16 protein-coding genes and 1 tRNA gene are annotated in these 15,430 nt (G+C 36.8%); 2 read left to right on the top strand and 15 right to left on the bottom strand.

The window, feature by feature from the left end; genetic code table 11:
- Positions 1-7: 7 nt before the first annotated feature.
- Positions 8-394 carry a hypothetical protein gene (locus IGJ90_RS05830; RefSeq protein WP_002357813.1) on the top strand — a complete coding sequence of 129 codons (387 nt, stop codon included), beginning with the start codon at positions 8-10 and terminating at the stop codon, positions 392-394.
- A 42-nt stretch (positions 395-436) separates the two neighbouring features.
- On the opposite strand, the gene nagA is transcribed toward IGJ90_RS05830, so the two are convergent.
- Entirely contained in the window at positions 437-1,585 is a 1,149-nt protein-coding gene (gene nagA / locus IGJ90_RS05825) for an N-acetylglucosamine-6-phosphate deacetylase (RefSeq protein ID WP_002366582.1), read from the bottom strand.
- Positions 1,586-1,685: 100 nt separating this feature from the next.
- The gene (locus IGJ90_RS05820; RefSeq protein ID WP_002381942.1) at positions 1,686-2,513 is read right to left on the bottom strand and encodes a helix-turn-helix domain-containing protein; all 828 of its coding nucleotides are present in this window, start codon (positions 2,511-2,513) and stop codon (positions 1,686-1,688) included.
- A gap of 177 nt (positions 2,514-2,690) precedes the next feature.
- Here IGJ90_RS05820 and IGJ90_RS05815 point away from each other — a divergent pair, with 177 nt between their 5' ends.
- Complete coding sequence (locus IGJ90_RS05815) at positions 2,691-2,867, top strand: hypothetical protein (protein WP_002357816.1); 177 nt, start codon at positions 2,691-2,693, stop codon at positions 2,865-2,867.
- A gap of 65 nt (positions 2,868-2,932) precedes the next feature.
- Here the strand turns inward: IGJ90_RS05815 and IGJ90_RS05810 are convergent, their stop codons facing one another.
- The 13 genes from IGJ90_RS05810 to hrcA form a co-directional block, all read right to left on the bottom strand.
- Complete coding sequence (locus tag IGJ90_RS05810) at positions 2,933-4,150, bottom strand: pyridoxal phosphate-dependent aminotransferase (RefSeq protein ID WP_002357817.1); 1,218 nt, start codon at positions 4,148-4,150, stop codon at positions 2,933-2,935.
- Positions 4,151-4,396: 246 nt separating this feature from the next.
- Positions 4,397-4,480 (bottom strand) — tRNA-Leu (locus IGJ90_RS05805).
- Between the two features lie 68 nt (positions 4,481-4,548).
- Complete coding sequence (locus IGJ90_RS05800; RefSeq protein WP_002365561.1) at positions 4,549-5,010, bottom strand: SprT family protein; 462 nt, start codon at positions 5,008-5,010, stop codon at positions 4,549-4,551.
- A 26-nt stretch (positions 5,011-5,036) separates the two neighbouring features.
- Positions 5,037-7,229: a Tex family protein gene (locus IGJ90_RS05795; protein ID WP_002366578.1), complete on the bottom strand. Its 2,193-nt coding sequence runs from the start codon at positions 7,227-7,229 to the stop codon at positions 5,037-5,039.
- Between the two features lie 97 nt (positions 7,230-7,326).
- Positions 7,327-8,061, bottom strand: a complete 735-nt coding sequence (locus tag IGJ90_RS05790; protein ID WP_002377683.1) for a metallophosphoesterase family protein — start codon at positions 8,059-8,061, stop codon at positions 7,327-7,329.
- A gap of 132 nt (positions 8,062-8,193) precedes the next feature.
- Positions 8,194-8,949: an ABC transporter permease gene (locus tag IGJ90_RS05785; protein ID WP_002366576.1), complete on the bottom strand. Its 756-nt coding sequence runs from the start codon at positions 8,947-8,949 to the stop codon at positions 8,194-8,196.
- A complete protein-coding gene (locus IGJ90_RS05780) occupies positions 8,921-9,808 on the bottom strand; it encodes an ABC transporter ATP-binding protein (protein ID WP_010775790.1) in 888 nt (295 codons plus the stop codon). The genes IGJ90_RS05785 and IGJ90_RS05780 overlap by 29 nt, the downstream gene beginning before the upstream one ends.
- Positions 9,792-10,049, bottom strand: a complete 258-nt coding sequence (locus tag IGJ90_RS05775; RefSeq protein WP_002366574.1) for an SPASM domain-containing protein — start codon at positions 10,047-10,049, stop codon at positions 9,792-9,794. Before IGJ90_RS05775 ends, IGJ90_RS05780 begins: the two co-directional genes overlap by 17 nt.
- Before the next feature lie 332 nt (positions 10,050-10,381).
- Positions 10,382-11,551 carry a molecular chaperone DnaJ gene (gene dnaJ / locus IGJ90_RS05770; RefSeq protein ID WP_002357822.1) on the bottom strand — a complete coding sequence of 390 codons (1,170 nt, stop codon included), beginning with the start codon at positions 11,549-11,551 and terminating at the stop codon, positions 10,382-10,384.
- Between the two features lie 54 nt (positions 11,552-11,605).
- Positions 11,606-11,728: a hypothetical protein gene (locus IGJ90_RS05765; RefSeq protein WP_002357824.1), complete on the bottom strand. Its 123-nt coding sequence runs from the start codon at positions 11,726-11,728 to the stop codon at positions 11,606-11,608.
- A 114-nt stretch (positions 11,729-11,842) separates the two neighbouring features.
- Entirely contained in the window at positions 11,843-13,672 is a 1,830-nt protein-coding gene (gene dnaK / locus IGJ90_RS05760; RefSeq protein ID WP_002357825.1) for a molecular chaperone DnaK, read from the bottom strand.
- Between the two features lie 59 nt (positions 13,673-13,731).
- Positions 13,732-14,271: a nucleotide exchange factor GrpE gene (gene grpE / locus IGJ90_RS05755; RefSeq protein ID WP_002357827.1), complete on the bottom strand. Its 540-nt coding sequence runs from the start codon at positions 14,269-14,271 to the stop codon at positions 13,732-13,734.
- A 54-nt stretch (positions 14,272-14,325) separates the two neighbouring features.
- Positions 14,326-15,369, bottom strand: coding sequence for a heat-inducible transcriptional repressor HrcA (gene hrcA, locus IGJ90_RS05750; RefSeq protein WP_002357828.1), 1,044 nt, complete (start codon positions 15,367-15,369; stop codon positions 14,326-14,328).
- Between the last annotated feature and the right edge of the window lie 61 nt (positions 15,370-15,430).

The following is a 15,430-nucleotide window of genomic DNA, read 5'->3' as shown; positions in this document are numbered from 1 at the left end:
ACTTTCATTGGATTTTGAACAGCTAAAAGAAACATTACCCGATGCAAAACCACAAACATTTTTGCAAGCAATCCTCTCTCAACCTCAAGAAGAGGATGCTGAATTAACTTTCAGTGAAGAAATTGATGAACAGTTTGTCGAAAATTGTAAATTTTTAGCCTCTCCGGAAACCATTTCTGAAACAGATGTGGAACATTGGCGCGAACAAGAATTTTTAGTTGTCGCCCAAAGTTTAGATGGCGATTATCTAGCAGGCACCCTAGAGCAAACCTTTGTGATTCCTAGCTCCCTTTACAAAGAGGATATTGAGCAATTTGACAAGCAATTAATCGATTTTTTTATTGCCTATGAAAACAAAGAAATCACTTCTGCGATTTTACCAAAAGAATTATAAAAAAAGCTTGCGGATAAATTTCCGCAAGCTTTTTCTTGTGTCTTATGCTCGATAACGTTCTACGCCATCTAAATAAGTGGCTGCTAATTCCATGGTTGGTTCTAATACGATAAAGTCAGCATCGCGACCATTTGCAATCATACCGCATTGATCATCAATTTTACAGCTGATCGCAGGAACTAATGAAGCCATCATAATTGCTTGTGCAGGTGTTGCAATACCCCAATCAACTACATTTTTAATTGCTTCTTTTAGTTTTAAAATACTACCTGCTAAGTTCCCAGTATCCAAACGAGCCGTTCCTTCTGCTACCACAACAGGAAATTCACCTAAATTGTAGTTGCCATCTGGCATACCGCCAGCCATCATGCAGTCTGTAATTAACGCAACGTGATCATGGCCCGCTTTTTCCATCAATACTTCAGCCGCTTGCGGATGTACATGGTGTCCATCACAAATTAATTCAGAGAAAACGTGTTGTAACGTTAACAATGCACCAACCATCCCTGGTTCACGGTGATTTAAGCCACGCATCCCATTATATGCATGAACAAAAACGCTAGCGCCTGCTTCAACTGCCGCATCAGCTTCTTCTAAGGTCGCATTACTATGGCCTAAAGCAACAACGACACCTTCATCTGTAACGGTTTCAACAAATTCTTTCACACCATTACGTTCTGGTGCCAACGCAATTTTCTTAATAATTCCGCCTGAAGCTTCTTGCCATTCGTGGAATGTATCAAGGTCTGGATCTCCAAAATAACTTGGATTTTGTGCGCCTTTATGTTCTTCAGTAAAGAAAGGTCCTTCAAAGTAAATCCCTTGAATTTTTGCACCAGGTACTTCTTGGTAGACTTGACCAATCGTACGTGCAACATCTGTTAAACGTTCTTTACTTGAAGTTAACGTTGTTGGTAAAAATGAAGTTACACCACAAGATAATAAGCCTTCAGACATCACTTTAATGCCTTCTGCATCGTTATCCATTACGTCATGATTCATGTAACCATGAATGTGAGTATCCACTAAACCTGGGGCAATCCATTTGCCTTCCTCACGAATAATTTTTACGTCCCCTTGCGGTTCATCTTTTGTATAATTACCAAAGATACCATCCGTGATTTCTAAATAACCAGGTCCTTTAACATCGCTTTTTAAAAAGAACTTGTCTGCAAAGATAAATGTTTTCATCTTCATCCTTCTTTCTTTATTTTACTTACTTCAAAAGTACTCTTAATCAGTACAAAAGTCAAGAAATGGTGTAGACCTTTTAAGCAATTCTGAGGATTTTTTAAAGATTGCCACTTTCCACATTTTTCATTTGTTGTGCTAAGTTTAAATAACGTTCTGCTTCTTCGTGTTTATTCTTTCTCATTAAAACTAAATATTTTAGATTTAATAATTCACTTAAATAATAATAACTATTTTTTTTGCGGGCCCAAGTAATTCCTTGATCCACATAAATTTCGGCATCTTTTTCTGTATAATTTTTGAATAAGAAATCAGCATAATTAAAAAATATTTTCGTTAACTCTGCATTACTGCGTTCATTTGGCAATTGATTAAAATAATGAATACTCAAACTTAAAAATCGTTCTGCTTCTACTCGATTGCCCATGTAACCATAAGTAGCACCTAGACAACTAATTAATTGAATCTCTAAATCAGAAACATTTAACTTATCGGCTTTATAGGTGAAAGATAACCCTTTACGCAAGCTAGCAATAGCTTTTTCATAATCATTTAGAACAAACAATTCACAACTACCTAAATAATAATAATATTTTTGCCAGTCCGTATCTAAATACAATTGTTCTTCAATACGATTTTCCTTTAAATAATTTAATAATAATTGATATTTTTTATGGCGAAAATATTCAGCCATTTTTTCAAATGAATACGTAACAACATGCACATCACCAGATTTATAACGCATAATCTGGTCAACCGTCACACCTAAACGATCACAAAGTTGTTGCATTACGAGAACGTTTGGCAACTCTTCATTGTTTTCAATGCGACTTAAAACACTTTGCGAACAGATGTCTTCTGATAACATTTTCTGTGTCAATTTTCTATTTTTTCTAATTTCTTTAATAACTGCACCTAAAGAATTCATCACAATAGCTCCTATTTATATCGGCCATTTTCCTTGCAAAATGGGGATTTTGTCAAAATATGCGAATTCGCATTATGCTTTTATTGTACTTTATTGCATAATATACTGCAAGAACATTATCTAAGGTTTTCTTAGAAAATAAATAGGTTCATTTTTATTAAAAAGGAGTGTTATTGTATGGCCGAAGAGAAAAAGGTTCACTTCATTTGGGAAAAAACAAATTATTCAGGCTTTGTGGAGAAGGAGTATGAAAATTCTTATCTCATCGTAGTAGCAAATCCTAGTCCTGATATGGAAGAAAAATATACCAACCGAATGATTATTAGTAAAAAAGCATGTGAAACCGCAGAATAGTATTGTTGATAAAACAAGAACTACCAAAAAATAGCTTCGTTAGAGGCTATTTTTTGGTAGTTCTTTTATTTTTGTTTGTAGGTACTTAAAAATTCACGCATTTTATCTGCTGTAGTTTTTAAGTCTTCCATTTTCGGTAAATAAACAATACGGAAGTGATCTGGTTGTTGCCAGTTGAACCCACCACCATGGACTAATAAAATATGATGTTTGTGTAAGAAATCTAAAACAAATTTTTCATCATCATAAATGTCAAATTTGGCCGTATCAATTTTCGGGAAAATATAGAAAGCTGCTTTAGGCTTCACGGCTGATAAACCAGGAATATCATTTATCGCATTGTAAATAAATTCTCGTTGTTCGTAAATTCTGCCACCTGGTAAAAGTAAATCATCGACACTTTGATAGCCGCCTAATGCGGTTTGAATGATTTGTTGTGACAACACATTCGAACATAACCGCATGGAAGCAAGCATATTTAGCCCTTCGATATACCCTTTTACTCGTGATTTATCTCCACTTAACACCATCCAACCGCATCGGAAGCCTGCCACTCGATGTGATTTTGACAAACCATTCAATGTTACGACAAATAAATCAGGAGCTAATGTAGCAATCGGTACATGAACCAAACCGTCCATGACCAAACGATCATAAATTTCATCGGAGTAAATAATTAAATCATTTTGACGTGCCACTTCGACAATTTCTAGTAATAACTCTTTCGGATATAAAGCACCAGTCGGATTATTGGGATTGATAATAACGATTGCTTTTGTATTCGAAGTTATTTTTGATTTTATATCATCAATGTCTGGATACCATTCTGCTTGCTCATCACAAATATAATGAACGGGTGTACCGCCCGCCAAAGAAACAGAAGCAGTCCATAAAGGATAGTCTGGCATTGGCACAAGTACTTCATCGCCGTTATTTAACAAGCCTTGCATACACATGGTAATTAGTTCACTCACGCCATTACCAGTGTAAATATCATTAATCGTTACATTAGGAAATTTTTTTAATTGGCAATATTGTTCAATCGCTTTTCTTGCAGAAAAAATACCTTTTGAATCGGAATAACCTTCTGAATCGCGAACATTCACAATCATGTCGCGCACAATTTCATTTGGGGCATCAAAACCAAATGGCGCTGGATTCCCTGTATTTAATTTCAAAATACGTATGCCCTCTTCTTGCATGCGTTCTGCTTCTTCTAAAACAGGACCACGGACATCGTAACTTACGTTATTTAATTTATCAGATTTTTTAAAATTTCTCACACGGACTCCCTCGCTTCACAAATTTATACTCTAAAGTTACGCCAACTATAATGAAAAAGCAATAATAAATATCAGAATTTAATAAAAAATTGATGGTTTTTCCGTAATAAACAAGAGCGTGGGACAAAAATCACTTTGGATTTTTGCTCCACGCTCAAAAACTGATAAACGGCGGGAACAGAAGCAACTCCTTCTTATTTCTCGGAGTTAAACACTTCTGTCCCGACCTCTTGTTATACTAGTTGATGCAGATGATGGGACTCGAACCCACACGGACATCTGTCCACATGACCCTCAATCATGCTTGTCTGCCAATTCCAACACATCTGCATTTTAAGAGCACTTATTTATCCTAAAATAATTACTGGTCTTTGTCAAGATAACAAAGACCAGAATCGTTAGATTTGTTCTTTTTTCGCTTGCCAGGACAAACGCCCATGACATTTTCCGCAGACATATCGTGTCGTATCAATTCGTCGTTTTCTGAGGATGACTTCTCCACAAGACTGACATTGGTACTGATGGAAAACTGCTTTTTTCCGTTCTACTAGAGGCGGTGCATAACGGGCACCGCCAGTCTTAGCCAATAACTCTTTAAAGTCCTTATCTTTATGCTGATAGCCTTTGCCAGCTAAATGTAAATGATAGTGACATAACTCATGCTTAATGACTTTTTCCAGTTCCTCTTGTCCATACTTTAAAAAGACAGTCGGATTAAAATCCAGGTGATGCGAAGCTAAATGATAGCGACCGCCCGTAGTTTTTAACCGCCGATTAAATGTAGCTTGATGCAGAAAAGGTTTCTGAAAAAATACGATTGAAATTTTTTCCACTAGCGTTTGAAGCGCTTGATCTGTCATCAAGACTGGTTGAGACTCTTTCATTGTTACTCTTTTCTATCAGCACGAGGCAACATGGTTAAACTAATACGCCCCTTTTTCAAGTCAACATCTTCTACCCAAACTGTGACTACATCCCCCACCGCAACAACATCCGTTGGGTGCTTAACAAATTTAGTACTTAACTTAGAAATGTGGACTAAGCCATCTTGCTTCACACCAATATCGACAAACGCGCCAAAGTCAATTACGTTTCGAACAGTCCCTTGCATTTCCATTCCTGGTTTCAAATCTTCCATCGTCAACACGTCTTTACGTAAAAGTGGCGCTGACATCTCATCGCGCATATCACGACCTGGTTGGATTAAACTAGCAATAATATCTGTGAGTGTTTCTGAACCTACTTCTAACTCAGTAGCTAATTGATTCACTGGTAACTGTTTCAATTTTTCGATAGCTTCTGCTGTCCCTAATTCTTTAGAAGCAATCTCTGCTTTTTCTAAAATTGCTTGTGCTACTGGATAACTTTCTGGGTGAATGCCAGTGTTATCTAACACATTTTTGCCATTAGGAATTCGTAAAAAGCCAATTGCTTGTTCAAATGCTTTTGGTCCTAAACGAGGTACTTTTTTGACTTGATTTCGTGCTGTAAAGACACCATTTTCATCACGATAAGTGACTAAGTTTTGCGCCGTTGTTTTATTTAAGCCAGAAATATGTTGTAAAAGTTGAGCACTCGCTGTATTCACATCAACACCAACTTGGTTTACCGCAGTTTCTACAACAAAATCCAATTGCTCGGCAAGACGTTTTTGTGATACGTCATGCTGATATTGACCGACCCCGACTGCTTTGGGATCAATTTTTACTAATTCTGCCAACGGATCTTGTAAACGACGTGCAATGCTGACCGCACTTCGTTCTTCGACTTGTAAATCAGGAAACTCTTTACGAGCCACTTCACTCGCAGAGTAAACGGAAGCCCCTGCTTCATTAACAATCACGTAAAAGACGTCCCGCTTCACCGCTTTTAATTGCTCTGCCACAAACAATTCAGATTCACGACTTGCCGTTCCGTTTCCAATAGCTACCATGTCCACTTGATAGTCTTCAATGATTTTTTTAAAGGCTGGACCAGCGGCTTCACGTTTCGCAGCAGTCGCTGGTTTATGTGGATAAATCACTTGAATTGCTAAAACTTTACCCGTTTCATCGACAACTGCTAATTTACAACCTGTCCGATAAGCCGGGTCAAATCCTAGAACAACTTTTCCTTTAAGTGGTGACTGTAATAATAAATTACGTAAATTTTCACCGAAAATTGCAATCGCTTGTTCATCAGCTTTTTCTGTTAATTCATTGCGAATCTCCCGTTCAATCGCTGGTCCAATGAATCGTTTATAGCTATCTAAATAAGCAGCCTCAATGTATGGAGCAGCTAAGCTTGTTGCTTGTTTGCCGATTAGTTGACGTTGGAAATAATCATTAATTTTTGTTTCATCAGCGACAAGGGAAACCTTTAGAATGTCTTCTTTTTCACCACGATTCGTTGCTAAGACACGGTGCGGCACCATTTTGCTAACTGGTTCTGCAAAATCGTAATACATTTCATAGGTCCGCTTTTCGTCTTTTTCTTCATCCTTAACTACGCTAACGTATTGCGCATGTTTAACCATATAATCACGTAACCATGTTCGGTATTTTGGTTCATCGCTAATACGTTCTGCTAAAATTTCATGAGCACCTTGCAAGGCTATCTCGGCGGTTGCAACTTCTTTTTCTTCATTAATAAAAGTAGCCGCTTTAGCTAAGATATCCGCGTTTTCAGGTAAAGAGAGCAACCAATCTGCTAATGGTTCCAACCCTTTTTCTTTCGCGATAGTCGCTTTAGTCCGACGTTTTTGTTTATATGGTCGATATAAATCTTCCACTTGTTGCATTTTTACTGCTTTTTGAATATCTGTTTTGAGTTCTTTTGTTAGTTTTCCTTGCTCTTCAATTAAACGGAGAACTTCTTCTTTCCGCTTTTTCAAGTTTTGTAAATAATGATAACGTTCTTCTATTTCACGGATTTGGACTTCATCTAAACTTCCAGTCATTTCTTTCCGGTAACGGGCAATAAAAGGAACTGTATTTCCTTCATTTAATAAAGTTAAAACCGTTGTTATTTGTTTTGAACGATACGTTGTCAATTCTTTTTGAAGTAGCGCTACTACTTCTTCGTTATAAGCTTCTGCCATTAACTAGATACCTCTTTTCTTATGCATACTTATCTATTTTAGCATATTTTTGCTTCTAAATATAGAAGTGAGGTAACTGATTCGTGCGATTAAGGAATCAAAATTCTGGTTGCCACGCAGGGGTGCGTTTTTGATATTCGATATCTTGGACAATGCCTTTTTCATTAAAAATCACACCATGTACAGAGCCGCCAAAAATAGCACCACCATCTATCCCAATTTTTCCATCACTTTGCCAAAGGTCCGTGGTCTGCATATCACCATGTAACATCGGAGTAATGGTATGACCAAAAACAATGGTCTTGCCTGTATTATTTTTCCCTTGATGAAAGGGTTCACGAATCCACAAAAAATCCTTAGGTGCTGTTTGCCGCCAATCTTCCATCGTTAAATCAACCCCAGCATGCACAAATAAGTAATGCTGCCATTCAAAATAAAGTGGTCGTTTTGTTAAAAAATCAATTAACTCTGGATAGCGACTACGGATCATTAAGGCCATTTCTGTTGGTGAGTATTCTGCAGTAGCTCCTGGATGCAAGAGACTTTCAATTGTTTCCTTGCCACCATTGCGAACATATCCTGCAAACCAGTCCTCTGGATTTTGAAGAAACTGCAAAAAATATTCTTCATGATTGCCTCGTAAATAAACAGCGCCGTGTTGCTCGACAAGTTCTTTTCCTTTGAGAAAACAGGCTTTAGAATGCGGACCACGGTCGTTTAAATCACCAATTAAAACTAGCTGATGCTCGACTGGGTCATAGTCTGTGAGTAAGGCATCAAACAAATCTGCTTGTCCATGAATATCACTGATTACATAAACATATGGTTTCATAAATAAGCCCTCCTAACTTGCTTATATTAAGTATACGCTAAATTTTAAAATATTCTCGTAAAATGTTTGGAAATAAAAAAGCTCTTAAAAGTTTACTTTTCAATAAACTTTTAAGAGAGTCAGCTTATTCTGTTAATATCTACGATCTACACCTGCAGATTTACTCTTGTCATAAATACTATCAAACGCTAAAATTCCTAAAGTCAGATAACTAACAGAAATAATAATAAATAATAGATATTCTCCACTAGAAATTGCTTCACCTTGAATCAAGGTTTGACTAATTTTGATTCCTTTAGTAATAGGTAGTAATTGACCTATTTTTTGAAGCCAATTAGGTAATAATCCCAGAGGAAAAATCGCACCTGATAAAATCATTATTCCATATGAAATAATCGACTCAAAAGAAGCTGTTTTAGTAAACTTTAACGTTAGGCCACACAAAAGCATCGTAAACCCAAGAATTCCGAGACTTGCAATAAAAAAAATAGGAACCAAGAGCATATGGAAGCCTAAAGTTAAATTTAAAATCACTTTTAAAATAATAAGTGCTACAAGAACTTTCACTAAATTAACGACACCCCAAATACTCGAACGAATTAAAATTAGTTTTTTCAAACCGATTGGTTGAATCATTAATTGTTCCAAAACACCCATTTGTTTTTCACTAGAAGTTGAAACTGAGGCTTCGCCAATTAAACTACTTAATAAAAACCAATAGACAAATCCAATATAAAAAGAGCTTTCCGACGTGTTTCCGCTCATTAATCCCATACCAATAAAAATAAAAATCGTAACCACTGTACTCACAATTTGGTCAGGGTAATACATTTTAATTTCAAATAAATATTTACGAAGTTCACCAACGAATGCTTGTAGAATTTTCATGATAAACCTCCCTTAAAATTTCTTCAATGTTTTTCTTACGTTTTTCAAATCTATTAATTTGGTACCCTTGTTTGATTAAATTTTGTAGTTCTAGCTGTGCTGTTTCCTCTCCTTCAAGAATTATTTCTTTTGAGGGTTCTCCTAAAAAATTAAAAACTATTTCATACATATCAGATTCAAATTGTTTTATAAAGGTCGAATAGCTACCATAATATAATTGCTTACCGTTATTTAACAACAAGACTCGATCTGACAAGGTTTCTAAAACATCCGCTTGATGGGAGGTTAAGACAATTGTTTTTTGCTCTTGGTGCGCTAATTCTTCAATAATTGCCATAATTTCTTTATTTGACTGAAAATCTAAACCTAAGGTTGGTTCATCTAAAAATAAAATATCTGTTTCTTTAACTAACGCACAAATAATGGCTAATTTTTGTTGCATACCTCGTGAATAAGCTCCTGCCGGTTTGTGAATAGCTTGTTGCAACTGAAAGCGTTGGACCCATTGATGAACTTTTTGTTTTTCCTTCTTGTATGATTTTCCAGATAAACTTAGAAAATAACGAATATTTTCTATCCCGGATAAAAAAGGGTAGATATTGTCTACTGATTCCAAAACTGCTCCCATTTTGCTATATAGCTGAGCAGAATTATTTTTTTTAATTCCAGCATATTTTACTTCTCCCTTGGTCGCATAGATCATTCCCAACAGAATTTTAATCAAGGTTGATTTACCTGCGCCATTCTTACCAAGAATCACAAAAATTTCTCCTTTATTAATTGCAAAAGATAAATCTTCAAAAATGAGTTCTTGTCCAAATTTTTTAGTAAGGTTCTGACATTTAATCACTTCTTCCATTAAGATACATCCTTTCTGAAAATTCATGCACTAGAGGGATAGAATTACTCTCAAATGAATTTTTGGGGCATTTAAACGTTTTACTGAATCTCTTATAATAGCAACCCCCATCACAAACAGGTAAAAACTTACATTCTATACAGTCCTCTAAAGATTCATTTTTATTAATCTCTTGCGAACGGATAAAATCAAACATGAATTCACCATATTCTCTTACATGTACTTGTTGAAATTGTTTCAAACCTACTGCTTCTATGCATGAATAAAATTATTTTTTTTTGAAACATGCTACATCCTAAAATTGCTTCGCTATAAAGTTTAGTACACTAATCGTAGTGTTTGCGTTTTCATTTTCTATTCTAGTTAATTGCCTGACAGAAAGTTTACTTTCATCTTCACAGAGGGATTCTCTAGATAATCCTTTTTTACACCTCAACATCTGGATATTTTTACCAATATCTAGCACCATAATATTCACCCTTTTTTCTCATCGTAATATAACTTTATTCAAATGTAAAGAAAAAATAAACCCAGCAAGCCACGAAATATTCATGACTTACTGGGTTGTCTCTTTTATTTTTTCTTCTTACCGCCAAACGCATCTTTCATTTTATCAAAGAAGCCTTCTTCTTGTTGTTCAGTTACATTTTGTCCGCCAGCTTTTGCAAAAGCTCGTAGGGCATCCTTTTGTTCTTCATTAAGATTTTTTGGTGTTATTAATTTCACTTTCACGTGTTGATCACCATTGCCCCCACCACGTAAACGTGGCGCACCTTTGCCTCTTAAGCGGAAGTTTGTGCCAGTTTGTGTTCCAGCCGGAATTTTTAATTTCACGTCACCATGAACAGTTGGGACAGTTACTTCGTCCCCTAGAGCCGCTTGGACGAAACTTACTGGTAAATCATAGTAGATTTCTGCGCCATCTCGGTCGAAAATGTCACTATCTTCAACACGAAAGACTACATATAAATCACCATATGGTCCACCATTGGTACCCGCTTCTCCTTGGTTAGCTAAGCGCATTTGTTGCCCGTCTTCTACTCCAGCAGGCACATTTACTTTGACAGTATGTGCTTTTTTCTCATGACCTGTGCCATGGCAAGTTGGACATGGTTCTTTAATTTCTTTCCCTGTGCCATGACACACATCACAAGTTTGACGACTCATCATACGACCTAATGGCGTTTGACGTTCAACATTGATTGTTCCAGAGCCATGACATTTATGACAAGTTTCTGGATGTGTGCCTGGTTTGGCGCCATTACCGCCACAGGTTGCACAAGTATCTTCTCGATTGTACTTAATCTCTTTTTCGACACCGAAAATAGCTTCTTCAAATTTCAATTGAATTGTATATTGTAAATCGGCGCCTTGTCTTGGTGCATTTGGATCAACAGAACGGCCACCGCCGCCGCCAAAGAATGAATCGAAAATATCTTCGAATCCACCAAAACCACTACTGCTAAATCCACCGCCACCGAAACCGCCAAAGCCACCAGCGCCGCCACCGTAATTAGGATCAGTTCCTGCATGGCCATATTGGTCATAGGCCGCTTTTTTCTGTGGATCACTTAATACTTCATACGCTTCAGAAACTTCTTTAAATTTTTCTTCCGCATCGGCTTCTTTGTTAATATCTGGATGGTACTTTTTGGAAAGTTTGCGGTATGCTTTTTTAATTTCATCATCTGAAGCACCTTTTGCTAATCCTAGCACTTCATAATAATCTCGTTTCGTCGCCATTGACTTCCCTCCAACTTTCTTCAAACTTTACAATGTGTTTAGAACCAGCCAAATTCATCGATTGCTTTCGGTCTCTCTGGTTGGATTATCTGTCACACCTTGAATCAGTGTTACTAGCTGTGAATAGGTATTTTCAGCTTGTTTAACATCGTTGTAATCATACCACAGTTCTTTCAAAACCTAAATAGTTTCTTGCTAACTTGATTGTGGTTGATTTTCTCACAAAAGACAAGGGACTGGGACATTAGTCATTGTACTAATGATCCAGTCCCTAAAATCAATTGTTATTGATTATTTGTCATCACCATTTACTTCTTCAAAATCAGCATCAACAACATCATCAGCGCCACCTTGGGCAGCTTCAGGATTTTCTTGTGCTTGTTGTTGCGCAGCTTGTTCGTAAAGTTTTACTGTTAAGTTTTGGACGATTTCATTTAATGAATCACGTTTTGCTTTCATTTGTTCGATATCGTTTGCTTCGATGGCTGCTTTTAATTCATCACGCGCATCTTCTGCTTTTTTCACTTCTTCAGCATCTACTTTGCCTTCTAATTCTTTCAATGTTTTATCAACAGTGAATAATAAAGCATCTGCATCGTTACGTAAGTCAACTTCTTCTTTACGTTGTTTATCTGCTTCAGCGTTTGCTTCAGCATCTTTCACCATACGTTCGATTTCATCATCAGATAAACCTGAAGAAGATTTAATCGTGATTGTTTGTTCTTTTTGAGTGCCTAAGTCTTTCGCACGAACATTTACAATCCCGTTTTTATCAATGTCAAAGCTTACTTCAATTTGTGGCACACCACGAGGAGCCGCAGGAATATCTGTTAATTGGAAACGACCTAATGTTTTATTATCAGCGGCCATTGGACGTTCACCTTGTAAAACGTGAATATCAACAGCTGGTTGATTGTCAGCAGCAGTTGAGAAGACTTGTGATTTACTTGTTGGAATCGTAGTGTTACGATCAATTAATTTTGTAAATACGCCACCCATTGTTTCAATCCCTAATGACAACGGTGTTACATCTAATAAGACAACGTCTTTAACATCACCAGTGATTACGCCACCTTGGATTGCAGCACCCATTGCTACTACTTCGTCAGGGTTAACTGATTTGTTTGGTTCTTTGTTTGTTTCTTTGCGAACAGCTTCAACTACAGCTGGAATACGTGTTGAACCACCAACTAGGATAACTTCGTCGATTTCAGAAGGATTTAATCCAGCATCTTTCAAGGCTTGACGTACTGGTACTTTTGTACGTTCAACTAAATCACTTGTTAATTCATCAAATTTTGCACGAGTTAAGTTCATTTCTAAGTGCAATGGTCCTGCTTCGCCAGCAGTAATAAATGGCAAGCTGATTTGTGTGCTTGTTACACCTGATAAGTCTTTTTTCGCTTTTTCAGCAGCATCTTTCAAACGTTGTAACGCCATTTTATCGTTAGCTAAGTCAATGCCATTTTCTTTTTTAAATTCTGCAACCATGTAGTCAATGATCTTATTATCAAAGTCATCCCCACCTAGGTTGTTATCACCGGCTGTTGATAATACATCGAAAACGCCATCGCCTAATTCAAGGATTGACACGTCGAATGTACCACCACCAAGGTCAAAGACAAGAATTTTTTCATCTTTGTCTGTTTTATCTAAACCATAAGCTAAAGCTGCTGCTGTTGGTTCGTTAACGATCCGTTCTACTTCTAAACCAGCAATTTTACCAGCATCTTTTGTTGCTTGACGTTGCGCATCGTTGAAATATGCAGGAACTGTAATAACTGCTTTTTCAACTTTTTCACCTAAATAGTCTTCAGCAAAACCTTTTAAATATTGTAAGATCATTGCAGAAACTTCTTGTGGTGTATATGATTTTCCTTCAACATCAACTTTGTAGCCAGCTTCACCCATGTGACGTTTAATAGATGAAATCGTGTTAGGATTTGTAACAGCTTGACGTTTTGCTACTTCGCCCACTTGAATTTCACCGTTTTTGAATGAAACGACCGAAGGAGTTGTGCGGTTACCTTCTGGGTTTGCAATAATTTTCGCTTCGCCGCCTTCTAGTACTGCGACAGCTGAGTTTGTTGTTCCTAAGTCAATACCAATAATTTTACTCATAGTGAATATCTCCAATCTGTATTAGTTTTCTATAATAATATATTTTTAATTAACGTTTGTTATTGTGCAACAATGACCATGGATGGTCGTAACACACGATCTTGTAATTTGTACCCTTTTTGTAGAACTTCAACAATGGTATCTGCTGGGGTTTCTTCAGAAGCAGGGACTGTTTGAACGGCTTGATGTAAATTTGGATCAAAGGTTTCACCCATTGCTGGGATTTCTTCAATTCCTTCTTCTTTTAAAGCCACAGTAATACTTTCTAGCACCATCGAAATACCTTTTTTCAAGCTTTCGCCTTGTTCATCTGATACTTCAATAGCCATTGCTCGTTCTAAATTATCAATAGATGGTAAAATCTTTTTACCTAAATCTTGTGAGCGGTAACGAACTAATAATTCTCGTTCGTTTTTATTTCGATTGCTCATATTAGCAATTTCGGCTCTTGCCCGCAAGAACTTGTCTTCCATTTCGGAAAGCTCTGCTTTAAGATTTTCAATCTCTGTTGCTTCAACTTCTACTTCAGAAACGCCAGCAGCATCAACAGCTTCCATTTCTTCTTGTAATTCTTCTTGCTTCTCTTCTTTTTTACTCACTTCAGCAACTTCCTTTCTCTTTATGCATCTACTTCTTATCCTAACAAGGTTTGCTTAATTACCTAAAAAACGGTAATAGTCACCTAGTTGTGAAGCTAGCTCATGTCGAAACGTGTCTACCAAACCGAATATTTTTGAATACGGCATACTGGTTGGTCCTAGCAGGGCAATTGTTCCTTTGCCATGTCCTGATACTTCATACGTAGCAGTGATCATGCTCATATCTTCTAAGAGATTGTTGCCAATTTCTGAGCCGATACGAAAAACAATTGGATTTTCTGTTGTTGCAGAACCATTTAATAAATGCGTCAGCTCATCAGAATTTTGCATAAAGGAATAGACAGATTTCAATTGTTCAATATCTTGTTTGATGCCAAAATCTAACAAATTCATGCGACCACCGACAAAGACTTTTTCTTCAAAGGCATGTCCTAACATCTCATCGAATAAGTTCATCATTCCTTCTGGCGTTTGGAAATAGCGATGTAAAATCATCGGAATCTCCGTCCGCAAACGATGATAAACGGTCAACAAAGGTTGTCCAACCAACTTATCATTGATGATTTGTGTCATTTTTTCAAGATCTTGGCTAGAAACAGCGGCAGGAATGGCAAATACTTGGTTTTCAACATTGCCTTTATCTGTCACTATAATAGCAAGGACTTGCCGATCATTCAAAGGAACCATTCGAAAGCCGGTTAATTTCCGTTCTTTCACTTCAGGTCCTAATGAAAAAGCAGTATAACTTGTCAATTCTGATAGAATTTCAGCTGATTGTCGAATAATATCATTAATCTCATGAAATTCTTTTCCAAAAGATTGACGGATCCTTCTAAGTTCGTTCTCTTCTACTTGTGTTGGTTGTAAAAGATGATCCACGTAGTAACGATAACCAGCCATTGAGGGGATTCGCCCTGAAGAAGAATGGGTCTTAGCTAATAAGCCGTATTCTTCTAATGCTTTCATATCATTACGAATTGTGGCAGAACTAGAGGCAATGCCATCCTCCATCAATTTCTTAGAACCGACAGGTAAGCCCGTGTTCGTGTAATTTTGGATGATAAGTCTCAAGATATTTTGTTGTCTTTCTGTAATCATCGTTATTACCACCCTTCATTAGCACTCTTAACATCTAAGTGCTAACTACATATACTAATAT

Source organism: Enterococcus sp. AZ129, assembly GCF_051714505.1.
GTDB classification, from domain to species: Bacteria; Bacillota; Bacilli; order Lactobacillales; family Enterococcaceae; genus Enterococcus; species Enterococcus faecalis.
Note: the sequence above shows the minus strand (reverse complement) of the source record. Positions and strands in the feature narration are given on the sequence as shown.

Coding starts and splice junctions, on each gene's coding strand:
- dnaJ (WP_002357822.1), bottom strand. CDS start 11,551: ATGGCGACGAAACGAGATTATTATGAAGTGCTAGGATTAGCAAAAGGT.
- IGJ90_RS05790 (WP_002377683.1), bottom strand. CDS start 8,061: ATGAAACCATATGTTTATGTAATCAGTGATATTCATGGACAAGCAGAT.
- hrcA (WP_002357828.1), bottom strand. CDS start 15,369: ATGATTACAGAAAGACAACAAAATATCTTGAGACTTATCATCCAAAAT.
- IGJ90_RS05800 (WP_002365561.1), bottom strand. CDS start 5,010: ATGACAGATCAAGCGCTTCAAACGCTAGTGGAAAAAATTTCAATCGTA.
- IGJ90_RS05820 (WP_002381942.1), bottom strand. CDS start 2,513: ATGAATTCTTTAGGTGCAGTTATTAAAGAAATTAGAAAAAATAGAAAA.
- dnaK (WP_002357825.1), bottom strand. CDS start 13,672: ATGAGTAAAATTATTGGTATTGACTTAGGAACAACAAACTCAGCTGTC.
- IGJ90_RS05815 (WP_002357816.1), top strand. CDS start 2,691: ATGGCCGAAGAGAAAAAGGTTCACTTCATTTGGGAAAAAACAAATTAT.
- nagA (WP_002366582.1), bottom strand. CDS start 1,585: ATGAAAACATTTATCTTTGCAGACAAGTTCTTTTTAAAAAGCGATGTT.
- IGJ90_RS05795 (WP_002366578.1), bottom strand. CDS start 7,229: ATGGCAGAAGCTTATAACGAAGAAGTAGTAGCGCTACTTCAAAAAGAA.
- IGJ90_RS05780 (WP_010775790.1), bottom strand. CDS start 9,808: ATGGAAGAAGTGATTAAATGTCAGAACCTTACTAAAAAATTTGGACAA.
- IGJ90_RS05785 (WP_002366576.1), bottom strand. CDS start 8,949: ATGAAAATTCTACAAGCATTCGTTGGTGAACTTCGTAAATATTTATTT.